Genomic DNA, 24,438 nt, shown 5'->3' on the forward strand with positions numbered 1-24,438 from the left:
TAAGGAGCGTGTGATGAAAGCCTGGCGTTGCCTGGTGGTCCTGAGTTTCCTGCTGTTGGGCGGTTGCCTGGTCACCTTCAAGGAGCCGATACCGCCGCGCGAGGCGGCGCCGAGCCATCTGCTCGGGACCTGGAGCCGCGAGAACGAGTGGAAGGAAGAACAATTCCTGGAGATCACCCGTTCCGGCAGCAATGTCTACCGTGCGCTCAGCTACGTGGACAGCAAGGACAATACCGAGAGCCTGGAAGACTACGGCTTCACCGTCTCCCACCAGGGCAAGCGCTGGTACCTGTCGGCCGGCCTGCCGAAGAGCCTGGGCGGCAACTTCATCATCGCCGGCTTCGAGATCACCGACGGTGACGAGCTGGTGATCTACAACCTCGACGTCGAGCGCATCGTCGAGGACCTCGGCGCCGGCCAGCTCGACGGCGAGACCGTTGACAGCGAGCAGGGCAAGGGCGCGCTGGTGCGCAGCCCGTTGGAGAAGGTCTTCGCCTACCTGAACGATCCCGCCAATTCCGACGTGTTCGTCGAGGCCGCCCGCTTCCAGCGGGTCACCCAATGAGATTGCCGATGAGCCAGCGCAAGGCGCAGAACGACTACCAGAAGATCATCCGCTCCCTGTCCGATCGCATCGTCGAGGCGCAGACGCCGATCCGCGTGCTGGATGCGATCAAATGGGACGACGGGATCCGCCAGGACTTCCTCAAGGGCCGCGGCAAGCATGCGCCGAAGGTCGACCGCGGCTACTACGACAGCCGCCCGCTGGCCTTCGACGCCAGCGCCAAGAAGCAGGAATTCCAGAACATCGAGCGCGACATCACCCGCCAGTTGGGCCAGTTCAACCCGGTCGGGCAGATCATGCGGCGGATGTGCAAGGAATACCGAATGGTCATTCGCATGCTCGAGGCGCGCGGCACCCCGGACCTCGGGCTGATCTCCCAGGAACTCTACGGCTCGGCCTCGGACGCCTTCCATGCCGGCGATCCGACCCTGGCCGACCTCGGCCTGATGCTCTCCGACTACCTGAACAACATCGCCGACCGCGGCGATCTCAAGGACGAACCCAAGACCCTGACCGCCAAGGAGGTCGTGCCGATCCTCCAGGCGCGGCTGAACACCGTGTTCGGCGAGGAGGAGGGCACCATCCGCGTGTTCGAGTCCGACGGCATCGTCGCCGACGCGGCGGCCGGCGCCGACTACATCAAGGTGCGCGCCGACGCCCTGTTCAACGAGCGCGACGTGCGCGCGCTGGAGGTCCACGAGGGCCTGGTGCACGTCGGCACCACCCTGAACGGCCTGAGCCAGCCGATCTGCACCTTCCTCGCCAAGGGGCCGCCGTCCTCCACCGTGACCCAGGAAGGCCTGGCGATCCTGATGGAGGTGATCGCCTTCGCCTCCTACCCGACCCGCCTGCGCAAGCTGACCAATCGCACCCGGGCGATCCACATGGCCGAGGAGGGCGCCGATTTCCTCGACGTGTTCCACTTCTATCTCGAGCAGGGCTACAGCCTGGAGGACAGCTACCAGAACGCCAGCCGGGTCTTCCGCGGCTCGACCCCGGATGGCCTGCCGTTCACCAAGGACCTGTCCTACCTGAAGGGCTTCATCCTCATCTACAACTACATCCAGCTCGCCGTGCGCAAGGGCAAGCTCGAACAGATCCCCCTGCTGTTCTGCGGCAAGACCACCCTGGAAGACATGCGCACCCTGCGCCAACTGGTGGACGAGGGCCTGGTGGCGCCGCCGAAGTACCTGCCGCCGCAGTTCCGCGACCTCAACGCGCTGTCGGCCTGGATGTGCTTCTCGAACTTCCTCAACCACCTCAGCCTGGACCGCATCGAAGCGGACTACGCGAACATCCTCTGACCGTTCCCCCGCCGTGCCGGTCCTTCCCGGTGCGCGCGGGCGGTCGGCCGGCAAGCAAGGAGAACGGCGATGGCCAGCCACGAACTCGACTACCGCATCCTCGGCGAATCCATGCAGACCGTGGAGATCGAACTCGATCCCGGGGAAACCGTGATCGCCGAGGCCGGGGCGATGAACTACATGACCGGCGACATCCGCTTCACCGCGCGGATGGGCGACGGCTCCGACGGCAGCCTGCTGGGCAAGCTGTGGAGCGCCGGCAAGCGCAAGCTCGGTGGCGAGTCGGTGTTCATGACCCACTTCACCAACGAAGGCCAGGGCAAGCAGCACGTGGCCTTTGCCGCGCCCTATCCGGGCAGCGTGGTGGCGGTGGACCTGGACGATGTCGGCGGGCGCCTGTTCTGCCAGAAGGACTCGTTCCTCTGCGCGGCCTATGGCACCCGGGTCGGCATCGCCTTCGCCAAGCGCCTGGGCGCCGGTTTCTTCGGCGGCGAGGGCTTCATCCTGCAGAAGCTCGAGGGCGATGGCCTGGTCTTCGTCCACGCCGGCGGCACGCTGATCCGCCGCCAGTTGAATGGCGAGACGCTGCGGGTCGACACCGGTTGCCTGGTGGCCTTCACCGATGGCATCGACTACGACGTGCAACTGGCCGGCGGCCTGAAGAGCATGCTGTTCGGCGGCGAAGGATTGCTGCTGACCACCCTCAAGGGAAGCGGCACCGTCTGGCTGCAGAGCCTGCCGTTCTCGCGCCTGGCCGGGCGCATCTACGACGCCACCTTTCGCGCCCGCGAAGAGGTAAGGACCAACAACGGATGAAGCGCCTGCTGATCCCGCTGCTGGTACTCGGCGCGCTGTTCCTCGGTGGTTGCAGTTCGCTGCTGTTCTATCCCGAGCCGGTGGTGCAGATCACCCCGGCGCGCGCCGGGCTGGAGTACCGCGACGTCACCCTGACCACCGCCGACGGCGTGCGCCTGCGCGCCTGGTGGCTGCCGGCGAAGAAAGGCGTGCCGGTGAAAGGCACCGTGCTCTACCTGCACGGCAACGGTGGCAACCTGTCCTGGCACCTCGGCGGCACCTGGTGGCTGCCCGCCGAGGGCTACCAGGTGCTGATGCTCGACTATCGCGGCTACGGCCAGTCGGAGGGCCAGCCGGGACTGCCGGAGGTCTACCGCGACATCGACGCGGCGTTCGCCTGGCTCGACCAGGCGCCGGAGGTGAAGGGCACCGAGCGCGTGCTGCTGGGGCAGAGTCTCGGCGGCGCGCTGGCGATCCACTACCTGGTCGAGCATCCGCAGCGCCAGGGCCAGTTCAAGGCGCTGGTGTTCGACGGGGTACCGGCGAGCTACCGCGGCATCGCCCGGCACATGCTGGACGGTTCCTGGCTGACCTGGCCGCTGCAGGTGCCGCTGTCCTGGCTGGTGCCCGACGACGACAGCGCCATCCATTCGGTGGCGCGGCTTTCTGGCGCACCCATGCTGTTCTTTCACAGTATCGACGATACCATTGTGCCCCTCGAGAACGGCATCGCCCTGTACCGCCAGGCGCGGCCGCCGAAGGTCCTGCAACTAACCCGAGGCGGCCACGTGCAGACCTTCGCCGAAGCGACCTGGCAGGAAGTGATGCTGCGCTTCCTCGACGATCCCCATGGCTTCACCGGCCTGCGCCGGCTGGCCGAAATCCCGAACCGCGAATCCGCGAAACCCGAAGGCAATCCATGAGCGACCGTAACGTACTCCCCTGCATCCTGACCGGCATCGGTACCATCTTCGTCACCGTAGGCGTGCTCTGGTACTACGGCTACCTGCATTTCGCCAAGCCGCAGGACGCCCTGTTGCTGGCCGATTTCACCATGCTGAAGAGCCTGCCCGGCGAAGATGTGAAGCTGTCCCTGGAGCCGGCCAAGCAGGTCGCGCAGTGCATCGATGGCGTCCTGGTGCTGTTCGACACCGAGCAGAAGGGCCTTTCCGGCGTGCTGGTGGACAACAGGAAGCACGCCGTGCGCTGCGCCGGACAGGAAGTCCCGCAGGAAGTGAAATGACCGAGGTCCGCGTCTGGCAGGGGGACATCACCCGTCTTGCGGTGGATGCCATCGTCAACGCGGCGAACTCCTCGCTGCTCGGTGGGGGCGGGGTCGACGGCGCCATCCACCGCGCCGCCGGTGCCGAGCTGGTGGCGGCCTGCCGCCTGCTGCACGGTTGCAAGACCGGCGAGGCGAAGATCACCCGCGGGTTCCGTCTGCCGGCGGCCCACGTGATCCACACCGTCGGCCCGGTCTGGCGCGGCGGCGACAACGGCGAAGCGGAGCTGCTGGCCAGCTGCTACCGGCGCAGCCTGGCGCTGGCCGAGCAGGCCGGGGCGGCCAGCGTCGCGTTCCCCGCCATCAGCTGCGGCATCTACGGCTATCCCTTGGAGCAGGCCGCGGCCATCGCCGTCGAAGAGGTCTGCCGGCAACGCCCGGCGCACAGCAGCCTGGAGGAAATCGTCCTGGTTGCCTTCGATAGCTCGATGGCCGAGCGCTACCAGCGCTTGCTCGGCGAGCGGCCTGTGGCCCGCTGATACCTGGAAAGCTCGGGCCCCGCCCATGAAAAAGCCCCGCCGGATGGCGGGGCTTTTGGCTTCCGTAGGGCCTATCAGCCGCTGACGGAGGAGCGTGGCGCGACCGGCTTGGCGTCGTTGGAAATGGTGACTTCCACCCGACGGTTCATGGCACGGCCGGAGCTGGTGCCGTTGCTGGCGACCGGATATTCCTTGCCGTAGCCACGGGTGGCTACGCGTTCCGGGCTGATGCCGCGGCTGAGCAGGGCCATGCGCACCGAGTCGGCACGACGCTCGGACAGGCGCTGGTTGTAGTTGGCGGAACCGGTGCTATCGGTGTAGCCCTCTACGATCACCTGGCGCTCCGGGTTCTGCTGGAGGAACTCGGCCAGTTGCTGGATGTTGCGCATGGCGCCGGGCTTCAGGTCGGACTTGTCGAGATCGAACAGAACGTCGCCGAAGGTCACCATGGTGCCGCGCGAGGTCTGCTTGGCATTCAGCTGGCTACGCAGCTTGTCCAGTTGCGCGGTGCGCGCGTCGAGGCGGGCCTGGGCGCGCTGGGCGGAGGCGTTCTGCAACTGCGCCTCGGCATTGCGCAGGACGATGGTCTGCTTGGCCAGTTCGATGCGCTGGTTGGTCAGGTAGGCCAGTTGGTCCACGTCGCGCTGGTCTTCGCCATCCTGGTAGGCCTTGTCGGCCTTGGCCAGCCAGTCGCCGGCGTCCTTGGTTTCCAGGGCCGCGACCTTGGTCGCGTCGGGCTGCGACTGCAGCGCGGAGAAGTTGCTGCGGGCCTGTTCCAGGTTGGCGTTCGGCGGCGTGGAGCAGGCGGCCAGCGCCAGGGCCAGCAGGGATACGGCGGGGAGGGCAATGTACTTACGCATAGGGGTCATCCTTAATCACGAATCGACGAAAGAAGGGCGGAATCCGGCTTAGTGCTGCGTATCGCGCATGCCTTCCTCACGCAGTTCCATGACGCCCTGCTGGGCATCCTTCACGGCTTTCTGCGCCTTGGCGGCCTGGGTCTTGCGCTCGGCGACCCGGGCGTCCCACTCGGCCTGCTGCGCCAGGCGCTTGGCCTGGTCGTATTCCTTGTCGTTCATGGCGATGCGCGCCTGGCTCAGCTTGTCCTGGGCGGACTTCATCTCGACCGGGGCATATTCCGGGCCGCCGGCGCTTACCGCGTTATTCACCGCGGACTCGGTCACGGCGAACTGCTCGGTCGGCGGGTTGCCGGCGCAGCCGGCCAGGACCAGGCTGCTGCCTACGGCCAGCAGGGCCAGCTTGAGGCCACGCAGGGAACCGGTGTGTTGCTTGCTCATCGCTTTTTGCTCCATGGGAAATTTCCTCTGACAGGGATGCTGATTCCTTGGCTTTCATCTCTGGCCATTACCGTGGGCGCGTTTCCGGCCCTCCGGTCTTTTCTTCCTGCTCACTGAGCAAGCCTCTGCCAGGCCTCTGTTTCAGGGGCTTGGCGATTGGCCATGTACTTTTAGTGACTCCCCCGCTGGTTCAGGGGTTCAAAAAAAAATCTGAAATTTTCTGACTGAACAGTCGGCTTCCGGCGTGGTCGCAGAACGCCACCTCTGCATACTAAAGCCCGTCCTACAGGGCTCTAGTCCACGAAACGCACAACTGCCGCAGCGCTCCAGGACGGAACACTCGGGCAGAAAAAAGCCCCACCTGAGTGGGGCTGGAGGAGGCCAGTGGGGCCTTTCAGAAACGCTTGCGCAACAGTCGCAGACCGTTGAACACCACCAGCAGGCTGGCGCCCATGTCGGCGAATACCGCCATCCACAGGGTGCCTTCGCCGGCCAGGGTAAGGGCGAGGAACACCGCCTTGATGCCCAGGGCCAGGGTGATGTTCTGGACCAGGATCGCGTGGGTGGTGCGCGACAGCCGGACGAATTGCGGCAACTTGCGCAAGTCGTCGTCCATCAGCGCGACGCCGGCGGTCTCGATGGCCGTGTCGGTGCCCGCCGCGCCCATGGCGAAGCCGATGTCGGCGCGGGCCAGGGCCGGCGCGTCGTTGATCCCGTCGCCGACCATGCCGACCCGCGAGCCGTCGGCCTGGCGCGCTTCCACTTCACGCAGCTTGTCCTCCGGCAGGAGGTTGCCGCGAGCTGCGTCGATGCCTACCTGGGCAGCGATGGCGGCTGCGGTGTGCGGGTTGTCGCCGGTGAGCATCAGGGTCTTCACGTCCAGCGCGTGCAGCTCGCGGATCGCCTCGCGGCTGCTGTCCTTGACCCCGTCGGCGACGGCGAAGAGGGCCCGCACGCGCTGCGGATCGCACAGCGCGATGACCGTCTTGCCCTGGCGCTCCAGGGCGTCCAGGCGCTCTTCCAGGGCCGGCGAGCAGAGGCCCAGTTCCTCCACCAGGCGATGGTTGCCGAGGTGGTAGAGGACGCCGTCGATGCGTCCGCTGACGCCTCGTCCCGGCAGGGCGGCGAGGTCCTCGACCACGCCCAGGGCAAGGCCGTCCTCTTCCGCTGCGTTGGCCACGGCGCGCGATACCGGGTGGTCGGAACGCGCGGCCAGGCTGGCGGCGAGCAGGCGCGCATCCGTCCCGTCAGCCTCCGCGATCGGCAGGTAGTCGGTCTGTTGCGGTTTGCCATGGGTGATGGTGCCGGTCTTGTCGAGGGCGACCCAGGACAGCTTGCGCCCGAGTTCGAGGAACACCCCGCCCTTGATCAGGATGCCCAGGCGCGCCGCGGCGGAAAGGCCGCTGACGATGGTCACCGGGGTGGAGATCACCAGCGCGCAGGGACAGGCGATCACCAGCAGCACCAGGGCGCGGTAGATCCAGTCCAGCCAGGCGCCGCCGAACAGCAGCGGCGGCAGCACCGCGGTGGCGAGGGCGATGAGGAATACCACCGGGGTGTAGACGCGGGCGAAACTGTCGACGAAACGCTGGGTCGGTGCGCGGGAACCCTGGGCTTCCTCCACGGCGTGGATGATCCGGGCCAGGGTGCTGTCGTCGGCGCGGCGGGTGACGCGGTACTCCAGCGCGCCCTCGCCGTTGATGCTGCCGGCGAACACCGGCTCGCCGACCTCCTTCTCCACCGGCAGGCTTTCGCCGGTGATCGGCGCCTGGTTGACGCTGGAGCGGCCGCTGGTCACCTCGCCGTCGAGGGCGATGCGTTCGCCGGGCTTCACGCGCACGGTGGCTTCCAGTTCCACTTGCTTGGCCGGCAGCTCCTTCCATTCGCCGCCGACCAGTACCGTGGCCTGTTCCGGAGCCAGTTGCAGCAGGCCGCGGATGGCGTTGCGCGCGCGATCCAGGGACTTCGCCTCGATCAGCTCGGCGATGGCGAACAGCACGCTGACCATCGCCGCTTCCGGCCACTGGCCGATGAGCACGGCGCCGGTCACGGCGATGCTCATCAGGGCGTTGATGTTCAGGTTGCGGTTCTTCAGGGCGATCCAGCCCTTGCGGTAGGTCGGCAGGCCGGCGCCGAGGATGGCCAGCAGGGCGAGGCCGGCGACCACCCAGTCCGGCGCCAGGCCGAACCATTCGACGATCTCCGAGGCCAGCGCCATCGCGCCGGCCAGGGCCAGCGGCCACCAGGGTTTCGCCGGCGCTTGCGAGGGGCCGTCGGTATTTTCGCCGGCATCCAGCGGCACCGCTTGCATGCCGAGGCCGGCGATCAGCTTCTGCAGCGGCTCGACGCTGTCGAAGCGATGCTGGACGCGCAGCAGGCGCTGCATCAGGTTGAATTCCAGCGACTCCACTGCCGGCTGGCGACCGAGGGCGTCGCGGATCAGGCGTTCCTCGGTCGGGCAGTCCATCGCTTCGATGCGTAGGTCGCTCCAGCGCAACTCGGCGTTGCCGGCCAGGGTTCCGATGGCGGCCACCGCCGGGCGAGGCGCGTGGCGGTGCCCATGATCATGTCCGTGACCGTGACAGCAAGTGTCGGCGTGTTCGTGGCTCATGGAAACAATTCCCGTTTGACGTGTTGGGTGCGATTGCACACCCTGTAGCAACTACAGAGTCAAGCGGTACTGCCAATTCGGGTAGCCGCGTCGGCGATTGGAGGAGGGTTGGCATGAAGATCGGTGAGCTGGCGAAGAGAACCGGTTGCCCGGTGGAGACCATCCGTTACTACGAGCGCGAAGGCCTGTTGCCCGAGCCCGCGCGTAGCGAAGGCAACTATCGGCAATACACCCTGGCGCATGTCGAGCGCCTGTCGTTCATCCGTCACTGCCGCTCGCTGGACATGACCCAGGAGGAAATCCGTACCCTGCTGGCGTTGCGCGACCGTCCCGAGGCGGATTGCGGCACCGCCAACCGGCTGATCGACGAGCACCTGCATCACGTCGAGGTGCGCATCGCCGAACTCCAGGCATTGCGCGAGCAACTGCAGGATCTCGGCTCACGCTGTACGGTCGCCGGCAACAGCCAGGCCTGCGGCATCCTCCGCGAACTGGAGCAGCCCGCGCCGCTGTCGCCTATCCCCGAGGAATGCGCCGAGGCCGGGCACATGCACGTTCCCGGCGTGCACCGCCGGCATGGCTGAAGTCGCGCTCAGTGACTGGAGGTGTCCTGTTGCGCGACCAGTTCGTGCAGGTACTTGCGCGAGAGCGACAGGAAGCGTGGGGTAGGGCCGACATCCTCATAGAGCGGATCGCCCTGTTCGTCGGTGGCCACCACCTGACTCCCCTTCACGTAGGGGAAGCTCGCCTCCAGTTCTTCCAGGGCGGCGCCGACCAGCTCGCCCAGTAGTTCCTCGACGCTGCGCCGCGGATACATCTCGTGCAGCGCGGCGAGGCGCGCGGCGCTTTCGACGTCCAGCGGGATGCTGTAGTGGTTGCGGGCCATGCGGCCCTTGGCGGTGTGTTCCCAATGGCGGACAAGCTCACGGATCTTCATGCTGACCTCTTCAGCCCGGTCGTGGCGGGCGTGCTGGGGTGCCCTCGTGGGGCCGTGCCTCGGTGCGGGCACTTCCTTCAGACTAGACCCGATCGGCGCCGGCAGCCTCGCTTCCGGCCCGGCGGCGCCGTACTGGCACCCTGCGGGCTTGTAAGCGCGGGGGCGCCTGAGCCAAGCTGGTTTCCCACCCGCAGTGGAGACAGGTCATGCCGGAAATCGATGCGCGCCTGCGCGAGGACGTCCACCAACTGGGCGAATTGCTCGGCGACACCATCCGCGAGCAGTACGGCCCGCGGTTCCTCGACAAGATCGAGCTGATCCGCAAGGGCGCCAAGGCTGCCCGCCGCGGTTCCGCGGAGGGCGCCCAGCAGCTCACCGCCACCCTCGACGGGCTCGAGGAAGACGAACTGCTGCCGGTGGCGCGGGCCTTCAACCAGTTCCTCAACCTGGCCAATATCGCCGAGCAATACCACCGTATCCGCCGGCGCCGGCCGAACGAGCCGGAACCCTTCGAGAACCTGGTGCTGGAAGAGCTGCTGGGGCGTCTCAAGGACGCCGGGCATGCCCCCGGGCAACTGGCTCGCCAGCTCGCCGGGCTGGAGATCGAACTGGTGCTGACCGCCCATCCCACCGAGGTGGCGCGGCGCACGCTGATCCAGAAATACGATGCGATCACCGCGCAGCTGGCGGCCAAGGACCATGCCGACCTGCTGCCGGAGGAGCGCAGTCGCATCCAGCAGCGCCTGCAGCGGCTGGTGGCCGAGGCCTGGCATACCGACGAGATCCGCAAGGTCCGGCCGACCCCTGTGGACGAGGCGAAATGGGGCTTCGCGGTGATCGAGCATTCTCTCTGGCAGGCCTTGCCGAACGTCCTTCGGCACGTCGACGAGGTACTCCTGCGCAGCACCGGCGAACGCCTGCCGTTGACCGCCGCGCCGCTGCGCTTCGCGTCCTGGATGGGGGGCGACCGCGACGGCAATCCCAACGTCACCGCCAGCGTGACCCGCGAGGTCCTGCTGCTGGCGCGCTGGATGGCCGCCGACCTGTACCTGCGCGATATCGACCGACTGGCCGCCGAGCTGTCCATGCAGCAGGCCTCGCCGCAGCTGCTGGCGCGGGTCGGCGATAGCGCCGAGCCCTATCGCGCCCTGCTCAAGCAATTGCGCGAGCGCCTGCGCGTGACCCGCAACTGGACCCACCAGGCCCTGGCCGGCGAGGTGCCGGCCGCGGAGGGCGTCCTGGAGCACAACCGCGACCTGGTCGAGCCGCTGCAACTGTGCCACGAGTCGCTGCACGCCTGCGGCATGGGCGTGATTGCCGACGGCGCGTTGCTCGACTGCCTGCGCCGCGCCGCCACCTTCGGCCTGTTCCTGGTGCGCCTGGACGTGCGCCAGGACTCGAGCCGCCATGCCGCCGCGCTGAGCGAGATCACCGAGTACCTGGAGCTGGGCAGCTACGACGAGTGGGACGAGAAGACCCGCCTGGAATTCCTTCTCGAGGAACTGAACAGCCGCCGCCCCCTGCTGCCGGCGCACTACCAGCCTTCGGCGGATACCGCCGAGGTGCTCGCCACCTGCCGGGCGATCGCCGCCGCACCACCGGCGTCGCTGGGTTCCTACGTGATCTCGATGGCCGGCCAGCCGTCCGACGTGCTGGCGGTGCAACTGCTGCTCAAGGAAAGCGGCGTCGACTGGCCGATGCGCGTGGTGCCGCTGTTCGAGACCCTCGACGACCTGGACAACGCCGGCCCCTGCATGGAGCGCCTGCTGACGCTGCCGGGCTACCGTTCGCGGCTCTCCGGGGTGCAGGAAGTGATGATCGGCTACTCCGATTCGGCCAAGGACGCCGGTACTCTCACGGCGGCCTGGGCGCAGTACCGGGCGCAGGAGAAACTGGTGGAGATCTGCCGCCAGCACGAGGTCGAGCTGCTGCTCTTCCATGGCCGCGGCGGCACCGTCGGCCGCGGCGGCGGGCCGGCCCACGCGGCGATCCTGTCGCAGCCACCGGGTTCGGTGGCCGGGCGCTTCCGGGTCACCGAACAGGGCGAGATGATCCGCTTCAAGTTCGGCTTGCCGGACATCGCCGAACAGAACCTCAATCTCTACCTCGCCGCAGTGCTGGAGGCGACCCTGATGCCGCCGCCGGCTCCCGAGCCGGCCTGGCGCGCGCAGATGGACCGCCTGGCGAAGGACGCGCTGCTGGCCTACCGCAGGGTGGTGCGCGACGATCCGCAGTTCGTCGAGTATTTCCGCCTGGCCACGCCCGAGCAGGAACTGGGCCGTCTGCCGCTGGGCAGCCGCCCGGCCAAGCGCCGCGAAGGCGGGGTGGAGAGCCTGCGGGCGATTCCCTGGATCTTCGCCTGGACCCAGACGCGCCTGATGCTGCCGGCATGGCTTGGCTGGGAGACCGCCTTGCTGAACGCCATCGAGCGTGGCGAGGGCGCGCTGCTCGGGCAGATGCGCGAGCAATGGCCGTTCTTCACCACCCGCATCGACATGCTGGAAATGGTCCTGGCCAAGGCCGACGCGGATATCGCGCGGCTCTACGACGAACGTCTAGTGCCGCTCGAGCTGCGTCCGCTGGGGCGTCGTTTACGCGACCTATTGTCGCAGGCGGTGCGCGTGGTGCTGGGACTGACCGGGCAGTCGCTGCTGCTCGCCCACGCCAGCGAGACCCGCGAGTCGATCAGCGTGCGCAACAGCTATCTAGACCCGCTGCACCTGCTCCAGGCTGAGCTTCTGGCCCGTTCGCGGCGCTGCCGGGGCGACGCCTGCGGCGGCCTGGAGCAGGCGCTGCTGGTGACGGTCGCGGGGGTCGCCGCCGGACTGCGCAACACCGGATGAGGGAAGGCGGGGGGGCGACTTTCGGTGTCTTGTGCGGTGGGGGGGCGCTGTGTATCTTGGACAGCCTTTTCGGCGCCATACAGTGCCGTTTCCTGCAAATACGAGATTGGCCCCACGAGGCGGATCCAGACTTTCGCTTACTAATTCTAAGGAGCATATCGATGCGTGTGATTCTGCTCGGGGCACCCGGTGCCGGCAAAGGCACCCAGGCACGGTTCATCACCGAGAAGTTCGGCATTCCGCAGATCTCCACCGGCGACATGCTGCGCGCCGCAGTCAAGGCCGGCAGCCCGCTCGGCCAGCAGGTGAAAGGCGTGATGGACAGCGGCGGCCTGGTATCCGACGACATCATCATCGCCCTGATCAAGGAACGCATCACCGAGGCCGATTGCGCCAAGGGCTTCCTGTTCGACGGCTTCCCGCGGACCATCCCGCAAGCCGAAGCGCTGAAGGACGCCGGCGTGACCATCGACCACGTGGTCGAGATCGCCGTCGACGACGAGGAGATCGTGTCGCGTATCGCCGGTCGTCGCGTGCACCCGGCCTCCGGCCGCGTGTACCACACCGAGCACAACCCGCCGAAGGTCGCCGGCAAGGACGACGTTACCGGCGAAGAGCTGATCCAGCGCGAGGACGACAAGGAAGAGACCGTGCGTCACCGCCTGTCGGTCTACCATTCGCAGACCAAGCCGCTGGTCGACTTCTACCAGAAGCTGTCGGCCGCCGAAGGCACCCCGAAATACCACAGCATCGCCGGCGTCGGCTCGGTCGAGCAGATCACCGCGAAAGTGCTTTCGGCCCTGAGCTGATCCGCAGCGCTGTAGCACCGACGGCCCGCTTGCGGGCCGTCGGCGTTTCCGGGGCGGAGAAGGCTGGTACAATCGGCGTCTTTTTCACCACGCGGAACCGTCGATGTCCACTCTGTTGGCCCTGGATACCTCCACCGAAGCCTGCTCCGTCGCCCTGCTCCACGAGGGGCGGGCGCTCAGTCACTACGAGGTGATCCCGCGCCTGCACGCCCAGCGCCTGCTGCCGATGGTCCGCGACCTGCTCGACGAGGCCGGCGTCGCTCTGTCCGCAGTGGACGCCATCGCTTTCGGGCGCGGTCCGGGCGCCTTCACCGGCGTGCGCATCGCCATCGGCGTGGTCCAGGGTCTGGCCTTCGCCCTGCAGCGCCCGGTACTGGCGGTCTCCGACCTGGCGATCCTGGCCCAGCGGGCCTACCGCGAGCAGGGTGCGGAGCGGGTCGCCGCGGCCATCGACGCGCGGATGGACGAGGTCTACTGGGGTTGCTACCAGTTGCAACAGGGCGAGATGCGCCTGGCCGGCAGCGAAGCGGTACTGCCGCCCGAGCGGGTCGCCGTACCGTGGGACGCCGCTGCCGCGGATTGGTTCGGCGCCGGCACCGGCTGGGGCTACGTCGAGCGCATGCCGCAGCGCCCGGCCGCGCTGGACGCGAGCCTGCTGCCGCATGCCGAGGACTTGCTCAACCTGGCCGGCTTCGCCTGGGCGCGCGGCGAAGGCGTGGAGGCGGAACAGGCGCTGCCGGTGTACCTGCGCGACAACGTGGCGACGCCGAAAAAAGCGCCCTGAAAATGCCGCGCAGCGGTAATTGCCAAGCCTTTCGGGGCTGGCTAGAGTGTGGAGACTTCCCCGGGTTTTGATCATGCGTATCGACGGACTTTCTTCCTCTTCGTTGCCGCTGGAGCGCAGCGCCCGACCGGGCTCGGCGGTCACGCCGTATCGCGACGTGCAGCGCGATGTCGAGGCGCGGCGCGAGCAGCCGGCGCCGGTTTCCGGCAGCCAGGGCTTCGAGCAGGCGCCGCAGGCGCGCAAGGTCCAGGCCAGTTCGGCGGGCGGCGACAGCCTGCCGGTGAGCGCCCGCGACCTGCTGGCGTTCCAGCGCCCGGTAAGCAGCCATGCGGCGATGGCCCTGGCCAGCTACAACTCCACCGCCAGCCTCAACATCGACGCCGGCGCCGAGGATGTCCTCGGCCTCGACCTCTACGCCTGAGCGGCTCCGCGCGCTCCCGTGGTTTCCCTTCCTTATTTCCTCGGTTGTCCATCCTGGAACGAGGCGGCCTGGCGCGGCAGCTTCTATCCGCGCGAATTGCGTTCCGCCGACTACCTCGGACACTACGGCGGCATCTTCAACGCGGTCGAGGGCAATACCACCTTCTATGCCCGGCCTTCGGCGGAAACCGTGCGGCGCTGGGCCGAGACGATGCCGGCGGGGTTCCGCTTCTGTGCCAAGTTTCCCCGCGATATCAGTCACGAAGGCGACCTGCGCGAACGGCTCGGGGCCGCCGACGACTTCCTCGAACTGCTGGCGCCGCTTGGCGAAAGGGTCAGCCCGCTGTGGCTGCAACTGTCGGCGGCGTTCACCCCGCAGCGCCTGGGCGAACTGCTGTATTTCCTCGATGAGCTGAGTCCGCGACGGATTGCCGTGGAAGTACGCCACCCGGCGTTCTTCGACAAAGGCGAGGACGAGCGCCTGCTCAACCGCCACCTGCGCGAGCGTGGCGTGGAGCGCATCTGCCTGGATTCGCGGGCGCTGTTCAGTTGCCGTTCGGACGATCCGGCGGTGCTCCACGCCCAGTCGAAGAAGCCGCGCCTGCCGATCCGTCCGGCGGCCTTCAGCGATACGCCACAGGTGCGTTTCATCGGCGGTCCCGACCTGCCGGCCAACGAGGTGTTCCTTTTGCCCTGGGTCGACAAGGTGGCCGACTGGATCGAGGCCGGCCTGACTCCATACGTATTCCTGCATACCCCCGACAATCACCTGGCGGCCCAGCAGGCCCAGCGTTTCCATGCGCTGCTGGGCCAGCGCCTGCCAGGCTTGCCGGCGCTACCCGAGCCGATCCCGGTCCCGGAAGTGGAGCAACTGGGCCTGCTCTGAGCGCGGTGCTCGACGCTCCGCCGGCCTGCGCCTAGGCTAGGGAGTCCTTTCCCCGCCACGGAGCCCGCCGCCATGACCAGCCAACGCCAACGCGCCGAACGTTTCCGCGACCTGCACCAGGGGCCCGGTATGCTGGTCCTGCCCAATCCCTGGGATGCCGGTTCGGCGAAGATGCTCGCCAGCCTCGGCTTCGACGCCCTTGCCACTACCAGCGCCGGCCTGGCGTTCTCCCTGGGCCGGCGCGATGCGGAAGGCGCGGTGAGCCGGACCGAGGCGCTGGAAAACGCCCGGGCGATCGTCGCCGCCACCGATCTGCCGGTCGCCGCCGACCTGGAAAACGGCTACGGCGATGCTCCGCAAGACTGCGCCACGACCATCCGCCTGGCCGCCGAGGCCGGCCTGGTCGGTGGTTCCATCGAGGATGCCAGCGGGCGCGCCGGACAGCCCATCTATGAGTTCTCCGCCGCGCTGGAGCGGGTCGCTGCCGCGGTCGAGGCGGCCCGTGCGTTGCCATTCCCATTCACCCTCTGCGCCCGCGCGGAGAATTTCCTGCATGGTCGCGAGGATCTCGACGACACCCTGCGGCGCCTGCGCGCCTATGCCGATGCCGGCGCCGATGTGCTCTACGCGCCTGGCTTGAACCGCCGCGAACAGATCGTCGCGGTGCTCGAAGCGGTGGCACCGAAGCCGGTCAACGTACTGGTCGGTTCGCCGCGCCTGGAGCTGTCGCTGGACGAGCTGGAAGCCCTCGGCGTCAAGCGCGTGAGCCTGGGCTCGAACCTTGCCCGGGTCGCCTTCGGCGCTTTCCATGAGGCGGCGCAGGCGCTGGCGCGGCGCGACCTGGAAGCGACCCGTGCGGCGATGCCTTTCGACCGTATCAACGACCTGTTCCGCTGAACCCGTGCGCCGCCTGGCCTGGTTGCTGCCATTGCTGCTGCTGGCGGGGGCCGTCGGCGCCCTGCGCAACCAGTGGCTCGATCTGCCGGCGCGCTGGAATCCCTGGCTGCCGCTGGACGTGCGCGAACCGCCGAACCTGCTGACCCGCTACAAGCTATGGCGGCTGGCCGACGACCGGAGCCTCTGCGACGCCGCCCTGGCCACCTCGCAACTGCGCTACCAGCGGGTCGCCGACGATCCGCCATCGGCTACCTGCCCGTTGAGCAACAGCCTGCGCGTGCGTGGGGCGGCATTGGAGTTGAGCAGCAGCTTCCTCGCCAGTTGCCCGTTGGCAGTGAGCTATGCATTGTTCGAGCGCCACGTGCTGCAACCGGCAGCCCTGGATATCTATGGCCAGCCGCTGACGCGGGTCGAGCATATCGGCAGCTTCGCCTGCCGCAACGTCTACAACCGCGAGAACGGCCGGCGCAGCCAGCATGCTTCGGCCAATGCCCTGGACATCAGCGGCTTCCGCCTGGCCGGCGGGAGGCGAATCCGCCTGGCCACGGACTGGGCCGACCAGGGCGCCGACGGGCGCTTCCTGCGCCGCGTGCGGGACGGCGCCTGCGCCAGTTTCAATGCGGTGCTGGGGCCCGACTACAATGCCGCCCACCGGGATCACTTCCATCTCGACATGGGCCTATGGAAGGTCTGCCGGTGAGCGCGCGCGGGCCAACTCTGGCAAAATCCGCGCTTTCCACGACGATTGCCCGACCATGACCGATTCCACCGCTCCTCGCCTGCATGTCCAAGCCCTGTCCGCCGATTGCGCCGAGGTTGCGCGGCGCTGGGCGGAGCGGCTCGGCCTGCCGTTGGCGGCGGACGACGAGGCGGAGTTCGCCGTGCAGGTCGGCGAGCAGGGCTTGCAGGTCTTGCAACTGGGGGCGGACTCCCCCGGTCCGGTGCGGGTCGATTTCGTCGAAGGCGCCAGCGCCCACCGGCGCAAGTTCGGCGGCGGCAGCGGGCAGATGATCGCCAAGGCGGTCGGCGTCCAGCCAGGCATCCGCCCACGCGTCCTGGATGCCACGGCCGGCCTGGGCCGAGATGGGTTCGTCCTCGCCAGCCTGGGTTGCGAGGTGACCCTGGTCGAGCGCCAGCCGCTGATCGCCGCCCTGCTCGAGGATGGCCTGGAGCGCGCCCGGCGCGATCCCGACGTGGCGCCGATCGCCGCGCGGATGCGTCTGCTCGGCGGCAATTCGGCGGACCTGATGCGCGCCTGGGACGGCGAGGCGCCGCAGGTGGTCTACCTCGACCCGATGTTTCCCCATCGCGACAAGAGCGCATTGGTGAAGAAGGAAATGCGTCTGTTCCGGCCGCTGGTGGGCGACGATCTCGACGCTCCGGCGCTGTTGCAGGCGGCCCTGGCCCTGGCCAGCCACCGGGTGGTGGTGAAGCGCCCGCGCAAGGCGCCGATCATCGAAGGGCCCAAGCCCGGCTATAGCCTGGAAGGCAAGTCCAGCCGCTACGACATCTACCCGAAGAAGGCCCTGGGCAAGGGCTGAGTGTCGACACCGCAGGGAGGCGGCGAGTATGCAGCAGACCATCGATTGTCCGATTCGCCGGCGCCTGGCGCACCTGCCCTGGGCCAACGACGGGCGTGCCGGCGCCCGCCACTGGCTGGAGATGCAGCGCGATCCGCTGGCCTGGTTGCAGAAGATGCACGTCGCGCAGCCGGACCTCGCGGTCGCCCGCATGGGCCCGCAGCGCCTCTGGTGCCTGTTCCATCCGCAGGCGGTGCAGGAATTGATGGTCGATCGCCGCGATGACCTGCAACGCTGGCAGCCGGCGCTGTGCATGCTGAAACAGTGGAACGGGCGCAGCTTCATGATGCGTGAGGGCGCCCCCGCCCAGGCCCGGCGCAAGGAGGTACGGCCGCACCTGGCGCCGCCGCCGGCCAGCGAGGTTCGCCGCCTGGCCGCGGAGTGGAGCGAGCGGGTGGAGGAGGGGCGCGAATACGACCTCGACCTGGAAATGGCTGCGTTCAGCGTCACCCTCAGCGGTCACGCGCTGTTCGACGTCGACCTGCAACCGTCGGCCTATCGGATCGCCAAGGCGGTGCGCCTGCTGTCGCGGGTGGCATTGCTGGAAATGAGCACCGGCCTGCCGCTGGGCCACTGGTTCCCGAGCAAACTGTGTCCGCGCAAGCGCTGGGCGCTGGGCCAGTTGCGCGAGGCGGTGGGCGAGGTGGCGGAGCGCTCGCCGCGGCCGCTGGCGGACCTACGCGATGAACTCTGCACCCTGCTCATGGCGTCCCACCAGTCCACCGGCGTGACCCTGACCTGGAGCCTGTTGCTGCTGGCCCAGCGTCCCGAGTTGCTCGCGCGGCTACGCGCCGAGCTGGCGGGAGTGAATTGGACGGCGATCCGCTCGGTCGCCGACCTGCGCGATTGCGCGCTGCTCAGGGCGGTCCTGCAGGAGTGCCTGCGCCTGTACCCGCCGGCCTACGGCCTGGCGCCGCGGCAGGTGACGGCGGACATCGAGGTGTTCGGCCAGCGGCTGAAGCGCGGCGACGTGACCATGGTCTCGAGCTGGATCACCCAGCGCGATCCCCGTTGGTTCGAGGCGCCGCTGGAGTTCCGTCCCGAGCGCTTCCTCGAACCGGCGCGCTGGCCGCGTGGCGCCTACTTCCCCTTCGGCCTCGGTGACCGCGCCTGCCCCGGCACCGCGATGGCGATGATCGATCTGGCGGCGGCGCTGGCCTACTGGGTCGAGCACTGGGACATCATGCACGACGGCGACCTGGCGCCGCGCGGCTGGTTTTCACTGCGTCCGCAGCGAGCGCGGGTGCGTTTCCGCCGTCGCGCCTGAGCCGCGTCAGCCGCCCGCGGCGAAGGCGCGCAGGAACAGCGCCACCACCTCTTCCACGTGCCGCTCGCCTTCGGCCTCGTCCAGCGGTTCGGCGCAGCCGATCAACAGGCGGTAATTGGCGCAGCCCTTGACCAGCATGAAGAAGTGTTCGGCGGCGTGGCGCGCGTCCGGGAACGCCAGCTTGCCGCTGCGGCGGGCCTGCTCGAGGAGGCGTTCCATCTCGTCGATCACCTGCTTCGGCCCGGCCTCGAAGAACAGCTCGGAAAGCTTGGGGTTCTGCCCGGCCTGCGCGGCCATCAGGCGGGTCAGGGCGATCGCCTCGTGGCTGTTGATCAGCCGGTGGAAGCCGCGGGCGATATTCAGCAGGACCTTTTCCAGCGGCGCGCCTTCGGCCAGCTGGAAGTACAGGGCGGGAAGCTGCTCGGCGCACTTGGCCTTCACCGCTTCGCTGAACAGGGTTTCCTTGTCGGTGAAGTGGCTGTAGACGGTGAGCTTGGAAACGCCGGCTTCCGAGGCGATGGCTTCCATGCTGCTGCCGTCGTAGCCGTTGCAGAGGAACAGGCGCTTGGCCGCCTCGAGAATGGCTTCCCGTTTGGCCGGGTCCTTGGGCCGGCCGGGACCGACGGAGGAGGTGGGTTCTGACATGCGCTTATACAATTGAAATACTGGACTGATGGGTTCTGTATTTTTACTATACCGCCCAGTATAAGAACTCGAACGCAGTTTGCGGAAGGTGTCACATGTACCGCCATATCCCGCTCGTCGCCCTGTCCCTGCTTTCCTCCCTGTTCCTCGCCGCCTGCGGCAACGGCACGCCGCCGCCAGCCGCGGCGCGTCCGGCGATCGTCGTCCAGCCCCAGCCGGCGGGGGAGGTGAGCCAGGCCTTTCCCGGCGAGATCCGCGCCCGCCACGAGCCTGAGCTGGCCTTCCGCATCGGCGGCAAGGTCATCCGCCGGCTGGTGGAAGTCGGCGAGCGGGTGAAGAAGGACCAGCCCCTGGCCGAACTCGATCCCCAGGACGTGCGCCTGCAACTGGAGGCGGCGCGGGCCCAGGTCAGTGCCGCCGAGGCCAACCTGCAGACCGTGCGCGCCGAGTACCGGCGCTACCGCACCTTGCTCGACCGCAACCTGGTCAGCCATTCCCAGTTCGAGAACATCCAGAACAGCTACCGCGCCGGCGAGGCGCGGTTGAAGCAGATCCGCGCCGAATTCAACGTCGCCGACAACCAGGCCGGCTACGCCGTGCTGCGCTCGCCCCAGGATGGTGTGATCGCCAGCCGGCGCGTCGAGGTGGGCCAGGTGGTGGCGGCCGGGCAGACGGTCTTCAGCCTGGCCGCCGACGGCGAGCGCGAGGTGCTGATCGGCCTGCCGGAACACAGCTTCGAACGTTTCCGCATCGGCCAGCCGGTGTCGGTCGAACTCTGGTCGCAACGCGACAGACGCTTTGCCGGGCATATCCGCGAGCTTTCGCCCGCGGCCGATCCGCAATCGCGTACCTTCGCCGCCCGGGTGGCCTTCGACGACCGCGCGACTCCGGCCGAACTGGGCCAGAGCGCGCGGGTCTACGTCGCCGCCGCCGAGGCGGTGCCGTTATCGGTTCCCTTGTCGGCGCTGACCGCAGAGGCCGGCCAGGCGTTCGTCTGGGTGGTCGAACCGGGCAGCTCGACCCTGCGCCGGCAGCCGGTGCGCACCGGTCCCTATGCCGAGGACCGTGTGCCGGTGCTCGAAGGCCTGAAGGCTGGCGACTGGGTGGTGGCCACCGGGGTCCAGGTGCTTCGCGAAGGGCAGCAGGTGCGTCCGATCGACCGGGCCAACCGCACGGTGAAACTGGCGGCCAAGGAGTAGTCGCATGTCCTTCAACCTTTCCGCCTGGGCGTTGCAGAATCGCCAGATCGTCCTGTACCTGATGATCCTGCTTGGCGCGGTTGGCGCGCTGTCCTACAGCAAGCTGGGGCAGAGCGAAGACCCGCCGTTCACCTTCAAGGCCATGGTGGTGCAGACCAACTGGCCGGGTGCCAGCGCCGAAGAGGTGGCCCGGCAGGTCACCGAGCGTATCGAGAAGAAGCTGATGGAAACCGGCGACTACGATCGCATCGTGTCCTTCTCCCGCCCCGGCGTCTCGCAGGTGACCTTCATGGCCCGCGAGGACATCCATTCCAGCGAGATCCCCGAACTCTGGTACCAGATCCGCAAGAAGATCAGCGACATTCGCGCCACCTTGCCGCAAAGCATCCAGGGCCCGTTCTTCAACGACGAGTTCGGCACCACCTACGGCAACATCTATGCGCTCACCGGCAAGGGCTTCGACTATGCGGTGATGAAGGACTATGCCGACCGCCTGCAACTGCAATTGCAGCGGATCAGGAACGTCGGCAAGGTCGAGCTGATCGGCCTGCAGGACGAGAAGATCTGGATCGACCTGTCCAACACCAAGCTGGCCACCCTCGGCCTGCCCCTGGCGGCGGTACAGAAGGCGCTGGAGGAACAGAACGCGGTGGCCTCCTCCGGGTTCTTCGAGACCGCCAGCGACCGCGTGCAGTTGCGCGTTTCCGGGCGTTTCGATTCGGTGGAGGAGATCCGCGACTTCCCCATCCGCGTCGGCGACCGCACCTTCCGCATCGGCGACGTGGCCGAGGTTCGCCGCGGCTTCAACGATCCGCCGGCGCCGCGCATGCGCTTCATGGGCGAGGACGCCATCGGCCTGGCGGTAGCGATGAAGCCGGGCGGCGACATCCTGGTGCTGGGCAAGGCCCTGGAAACCGAGTTCGCCCGCCTGCAGCAGTCGCTGCCGGCCGGACTGGAACTGCGCAAGGTGTCCGACCAGCCGGCGGCGGTACGTACCGGGGTCGGCGAGTTCATCCGGGTGCTGGCCGAGGCGCTGGTGATCGTCCTGCTGGTGAGCTTCTTCTCCCTCGGCCTGCGCACCGGCCTGGTGGTGGCGCTGTCGATCCCGCTGGTGCTGGCGATGACCTTCGCCGCCATGCATTACTTCGGCATCGGCCTGCACAAGATCTCCCTCGGCGCCCTGGTGCTGGCGCTGGGATTGCTGGTGGACGACGCGATCATCGCGGTGGAGATGATGGCGGTGAAGATGGAGCAGGGCTACGACCGTCTCAAGGCGGCCGCCTTCGCCTGGACCAGTACCGCCTTCCCGATGCTCACCGGCACCCTGATCACCGCCGCCGGCTTCCTGCCGATCGCCACCGCGCAGTCCGGCACCGGCGAATACACCCGCTCGCTGTTCCAGGTGGTGACCATCGCCCTGGTGGTCTCCTGGTTCGCCGCGGTGGTCTTCGTTCCCTACCTGGGGGCCAAGCTGCTGCCGGACCTGGCCAGGTTGCACGCGCAGAAGCACGGCGGCAGCGCCGATGGCTACGATCCCTATGCTACGGCCTTCTACCAGCGCTTCCGGCGTCTGGTGGAGTGGTGCGTGCGCTACCGCAAGACGGTGATCGTCCTGACCCTCGCCGCCTTCGTCGGCGCGCTGCTGCTGTTCCGCCTGGTGCCGCAGCAGTTCTTCCCGCCCTCGGCGCGTCTGGAGCTGCTGCTGGACATCAAGCTGGCGGAGGGCGCCTCACTGCGCTCTACCGGCGAGGAAGTCCAGCGCCTGGAAAAAATGCTGCAGGGCCATGACGGCATCGACAACTACGTGGCCTACGTCGGCACTGGCTCGCCCCGCTTCTACCTGCCGCTGGACCAGCAATTGCCGGCGGCCAGCTTCGCCCAGGTGGTGGTGCTGGCCAAGGACCTGGAGAGCCGCGAGGCGCTGCGCAAGTGGCTGATCGAGCGGATGAACGAGGACTTCCCGCACCTGCGCAGCCGCATCAGTCGCCTGGAGAACGGGCCGCCGGTGGGCTATCCGGTGCAGTTCCGGGTTTCCGGCGAGGACATCCCGCAGGTTCGCGAACTGGCGCGCAAGGTCGCCGACAAGATGCGCGAGAACCCGCACGTGGTGAATGTGCACCTGGATTGGGAAGAGCCGAGCAAGGTGGTGTACCTGAGCATCGACCAGGAGCGCGCCCGTGCCCTGGGGGTGAGCACCGCCAGCCTGTCGCAGTTCCTGCAGAGCGCGCTGACCGGCTCGCACGTGAGCTTCTTCCGCGAAGACAACGAGCTGATCGAGATCCTCCTGCGCGGCACCGAGCAGGAGCGTCGTGACCTGTCGTTGCTGCCGAGCCTGGCGGTGCCGACCGAGAATGGCCGGAGCGTGGCGCTGTCGCAGATCGCTACGCTCGAATACGGCTTCGAAGAGGGCATCATCTGGCACCGCAACCGCCTGCCGACGGTCACCGTGCGCGCCGATATCTACGACGATTCGCTGCCGGCGACCCTGGTCGCGCAGATCGCCCCGACCCTGGAACCGATCCGCGCCGAGCTGCCGGACGGCTACCTGCTGGAGGTGGGCGGCACGGTGGAGGACGCGGCGAAGGGCCAGAGTTCGGTGAACGCCGGCGTGCCGCTGTTCATCGTGGTGGTGTTGAGCCTGCTGATGGTGCAGTTGCGCAGCTTCTCGCGGATGGCGATGGTATTCCTCACCGCACCGCTGGGCCTGATCGGCGTGACTCTGTTCCTGCTGCTGTTCCGCCAGCCGTTTGGCTTCGTGGCGATGCTCGGGACCATCGCCCTGGCCGGCATGATCATGCGCAACTCGGTGATCCTGGTGGACCAGATCGAACAGGACATCAGCCATGGACTGGATCGCTGGCACGCCATCATCGAGGCTACCGTGCGGCGTTTCAGGCCCATCGTGCTGACCGCGCTGGCGGCGGTGCTGGCGATGATCCCGCTGTCGCGCAGCGTGTTCTTCGGGCCGATGGCGGTGGCGATCATGGGCGGGCTGATCGTCGCCACCGTGCTCACCCTGCTGTTCCTGCCGGCGCTCTATGCCGCCTGGTTCCGCGTGAAGAAGGACGAGGCGCGGGCCTGACGGGAGAAGGGGACGGGGCGATCGCGCCCCGTCCGTCGACTCACCTGGCCGCGCCGAAGACCTTCTTGGCCAGGCCGGTGGCGGCAGCCGCCGGGTTCTGGCGGATGCTCTTCTCCTGCCTGGCGATCATCTCGAAGAGCCCGTCGAGGGCCTGCTCGGTGACATAGCCCTCGACGTTGGCGCTCTTCGCATCGACCACCCCAAGGGTCGCCGCCTGGCTGGCGAAGGCGTTGTACTGCTTGACCAGGCCGACCTCGTCGGTGGCCTGCTTGACGATCGGCAGGAACTTCGCGCGCAGCTGTTCGCGGCTGGACTTGTCCAGGTATTCGGTGGCGGCGTCGTCACCGCCCTTGAGGATGCCCTTGGCGTCGGCCACGGTCATCTTCTTCACCGCCTCCACCAGCAGGCCCTGGGCCTGCGGCACGGCAGCCTCGGCGGCGCGGTTCATGCTCGCCTCGAGCTGGTCGACCTGGGCGCCCATGCCGAACTGCTTCATCAGCTTCGCCGCCTTCCCCAGCTTGCCGGGCAGTTCGATGCGCACGTCCGGGTTGTTGTTGAAGCCGCCCGGCTGGCCAAGCTGGCGGACGGCGATCTGCGCGCCCTGGGTCAGGGCGTCCTTCAGGCCGCTGGAGGCGTCGTTCTGCGACAGGTCGGCGAGGGACAGGGCGAGGGCGTTGGCCGAGAGTAGCAGGCCGGCGCAGAGGGCAGTGAGTCGGAACATGACAGCGTCCTTGATGTGGAACGTACGGGGTATC

Annotated in this window: 24 protein-coding genes; 18 read left to right on the forward strand and 6 right to left on the reverse strand. The window is 67.9% G+C overall.

Annotated features, from left to right (window positions below; translation table 11 throughout):
- The first annotated feature begins 13 nt into the window (after positions 1–13).
- The 6 genes from LT948_RS05325 (at position 14) to LT948_RS05350 (ending at position 4,425) form a co-directional block, all read left to right on the forward strand.
- Positions 14–565 carry a hypothetical protein gene (locus tag LT948_RS05325; protein WP_023092563.1) on the forward strand — a complete coding sequence of 184 codons (552 nt, stop codon included), beginning with the start codon at positions 14–16 and terminating at the stop codon, positions 563–565.
- A gap of 8 nt (positions 566–573) precedes the next feature.
- Positions 574–1,869: a flavohemoglobin expression-modulating QEGLA motif protein gene (locus LT948_RS05330; RefSeq protein WP_033995613.1), complete on the forward strand. Its 1,296-nt coding sequence runs from the start codon at positions 574–576 to the stop codon at positions 1,867–1,869.
- A gap of 69 nt (positions 1,870–1,938) precedes the next feature.
- Positions 1,939–2,685, forward strand: coding sequence for a TIGR00266 family protein (locus tag LT948_RS05335; RefSeq protein WP_003092512.1), 747 nt, complete (start codon positions 1,939–1,941; stop codon positions 2,683–2,685).
- The gene (locus LT948_RS05340) at positions 2,682–3,587 is read left to right on the forward strand and encodes an alpha/beta hydrolase (RefSeq protein ID WP_003122133.1); all 906 of its coding nucleotides are present in this window, start codon (positions 2,682–2,684) and stop codon (positions 3,585–3,587) included. The genes LT948_RS05335 and LT948_RS05340 overlap by 4 nt, the downstream gene beginning before the upstream one ends.
- Entirely contained in the window at positions 3,584–3,907 is a 324-nt protein-coding gene (locus tag LT948_RS05345; protein ID WP_003092509.1) for a hypothetical protein, read from the forward strand. Before LT948_RS05340 ends, LT948_RS05345 begins: the two co-directional genes overlap by 4 nt.
- Positions 3,904–4,425 (forward strand): O-acetyl-ADP-ribose deacetylase, encoded by a 522-nt coding sequence (locus LT948_RS05350; RefSeq protein ID WP_003092502.1) that lies wholly within the window; start codon positions 3,904–3,906, stop codon positions 4,423–4,425. The genes LT948_RS05345 and LT948_RS05350 overlap by 4 nt, the downstream gene beginning before the upstream one ends.
- Positions 4,426–4,499: 74 nt before the next feature.
- Here LT948_RS05350 and LT948_RS05355 read toward each other — a convergent pair whose 3' ends face one another.
- The 3 genes from LT948_RS05355 to LT948_RS05365 form a co-directional block, all read right to left on the reverse strand.
- Positions 4,500–5,285 carry an OmpA family protein gene (locus tag LT948_RS05355; protein ID WP_003092499.1) on the reverse strand — a complete coding sequence of 262 codons (786 nt, stop codon included), beginning with the start codon at positions 5,283–5,285 and terminating at the stop codon, positions 4,500–4,502.
- Positions 5,286–5,333: 48 nt separating this feature from the next.
- Complete coding sequence (locus LT948_RS05360) at positions 5,334–5,738, reverse strand: DUF4398 domain-containing protein (protein WP_003092495.1); 405 nt, start codon at positions 5,736–5,738, stop codon at positions 5,334–5,336.
- A 379-nt stretch (positions 5,739–6,117) separates the two neighbouring features.
- Positions 6,118–8,334, reverse strand: coding sequence for a heavy metal translocating P-type ATPase (locus LT948_RS05365; RefSeq protein ID WP_003117471.1), 2,217 nt, complete (start codon positions 8,332–8,334; stop codon positions 6,118–6,120).
- A 113-nt stretch (positions 8,335–8,447) separates the two neighbouring features.
- On the opposite strand from LT948_RS05365, the gene cadR reads away from it, so the two are divergent.
- A complete protein-coding gene (gene cadR, locus LT948_RS05370; RefSeq protein WP_003092490.1) occupies positions 8,448–8,918 on the forward strand; it encodes a Cd(II)/Pb(II)-responsive transcriptional regulator in 471 nt (156 codons plus the stop codon).
- Positions 8,919–8,926: 8 nt separating this feature from the next.
- Here the strand turns inward: cadR and LT948_RS05375 are convergent, their stop codons facing one another.
- Positions 8,927–9,271, reverse strand: a complete 345-nt coding sequence (locus tag LT948_RS05375) for a hypothetical protein (protein WP_003092488.1) — start codon at positions 9,269–9,271, stop codon at positions 8,927–8,929.
- Between the two features lie 206 nt (positions 9,272–9,477).
- On the opposite strand from LT948_RS05375, the gene ppc reads away from it, so the two are divergent.
- The 9 genes from ppc to LT948_RS05420 all read left to right on the forward strand — a co-directional run bounded on the left by ppc (position 9,478) and on the right by LT948_RS05420 (position 18,757).
- Complete coding sequence (ppc, locus tag LT948_RS05380) at positions 9,478–12,114, forward strand: phosphoenolpyruvate carboxylase (protein WP_023092566.1); 2,637 nt, start codon at positions 9,478–9,480, stop codon at positions 12,112–12,114.
- A 161-nt stretch (positions 12,115–12,275) separates the two neighbouring features.
- Entirely contained in the window at positions 12,276–12,923 is a 648-nt protein-coding gene (gene adk / locus LT948_RS05385; RefSeq protein ID WP_003092485.1) for an adenylate kinase, read from the forward strand.
- Positions 12,924–13,026: 103 nt separating this feature from the next.
- The gene (gene tsaB, locus LT948_RS05390) at positions 13,027–13,707 is read left to right on the forward strand and encodes a tRNA (adenosine(37)-N6)-threonylcarbamoyltransferase complex dimerization subunit type 1 TsaB (RefSeq protein ID WP_023092567.1); all 681 of its coding nucleotides are present in this window, start codon (positions 13,027–13,029) and stop codon (positions 13,705–13,707) included.
- A gap of 73 nt (positions 13,708–13,780) precedes the next feature.
- A complete protein-coding gene (locus LT948_RS05395; protein WP_103119311.1) occupies positions 13,781–14,128 on the forward strand; it encodes a hypothetical protein in 348 nt (115 codons plus the stop codon).
- A gap of 18 nt (positions 14,129–14,146) precedes the next feature.
- Positions 14,147–15,013 (forward strand): DUF72 domain-containing protein, encoded by an 867-nt coding sequence (locus LT948_RS05400; RefSeq protein ID WP_033995617.1) that lies wholly within the window; start codon positions 14,147–14,149, stop codon positions 15,011–15,013.
- Between the two features lie 72 nt (positions 15,014–15,085).
- On the forward strand, positions 15,086–15,910 hold the full coding sequence (locus LT948_RS05405; RefSeq protein WP_003129903.1) for an isocitrate lyase/PEP mutase family protein: 825 nt from the start codon (positions 15,086–15,088) through the stop codon (positions 15,908–15,910).
- A gap of 4 nt (positions 15,911–15,914) precedes the next feature.
- Complete coding sequence (locus tag LT948_RS05410) at positions 15,915–16,610, forward strand: extensin-like domain-containing protein (RefSeq protein ID WP_019484555.1); 696 nt, start codon at positions 15,915–15,917, stop codon at positions 16,608–16,610.
- A 55-nt stretch (positions 16,611–16,665) separates the two neighbouring features.
- Positions 16,666–17,451 carry a class I SAM-dependent methyltransferase gene (locus LT948_RS05415; protein ID WP_031692484.1) on the forward strand — a complete coding sequence of 262 codons (786 nt, stop codon included), beginning with the start codon at positions 16,666–16,668 and terminating at the stop codon, positions 17,449–17,451.
- Positions 17,452–17,479: 28 nt separating this feature from the next.
- Positions 17,480–18,757, forward strand: a complete 1,278-nt coding sequence (locus LT948_RS05420) for a cytochrome P450 (protein WP_003137978.1) — start codon at positions 17,480–17,482, stop codon at positions 18,755–18,757.
- Between the two features lie 6 nt (positions 18,758–18,763).
- Here LT948_RS05420 and mexL read toward each other — a convergent pair whose 3' ends face one another.
- Entirely contained in the window at positions 18,764–19,402 is a 639-nt protein-coding gene (gene mexL / locus LT948_RS05425) for an efflux system transcriptional repressor MexL (RefSeq protein ID WP_003098648.1), read from the reverse strand.
- Positions 19,403–19,497: 95 nt separating this feature from the next.
- Here mexL and mexJ point away from each other — a divergent pair, with 95 nt between their 5' ends.
- Positions 19,498–20,601, forward strand: a complete 1,104-nt coding sequence (gene mexJ, locus LT948_RS05430) for a multidrug efflux RND transporter periplasmic adaptor subunit MexJ (RefSeq protein ID WP_003129909.1) — start codon at positions 19,498–19,500, stop codon at positions 20,599–20,601.
- Between the two features lie 4 nt (positions 20,602–20,605).
- The gene (mexK, locus tag LT948_RS05435; protein ID WP_003117477.1) at positions 20,606–23,683 is read left to right on the forward strand and encodes a multidrug efflux RND transporter permease subunit MexK; all 3,078 of its coding nucleotides are present in this window, start codon (positions 20,606–20,608) and stop codon (positions 23,681–23,683) included.
- A 40-nt stretch (positions 23,684–23,723) separates the two neighbouring features.
- On the opposite strand, the gene LT948_RS05440 is transcribed toward mexK, so the two are convergent.
- Positions 23,724–24,404: a DUF4197 domain-containing protein gene (locus LT948_RS05440; protein WP_003098644.1), complete on the reverse strand. Its 681-nt coding sequence runs from the start codon at positions 24,402–24,404 to the stop codon at positions 23,724–23,726.
- Positions 24,405–24,438 lie beyond the last annotated feature (34 nt).

This window comes from Pseudomonas sp. CP-1, assembly GCF_021213715.1.
GTDB classification, from domain to species: Bacteria; Pseudomonadota; Gammaproteobacteria; order Pseudomonadales; family Pseudomonadaceae; genus Pseudomonas; species Pseudomonas aeruginosa.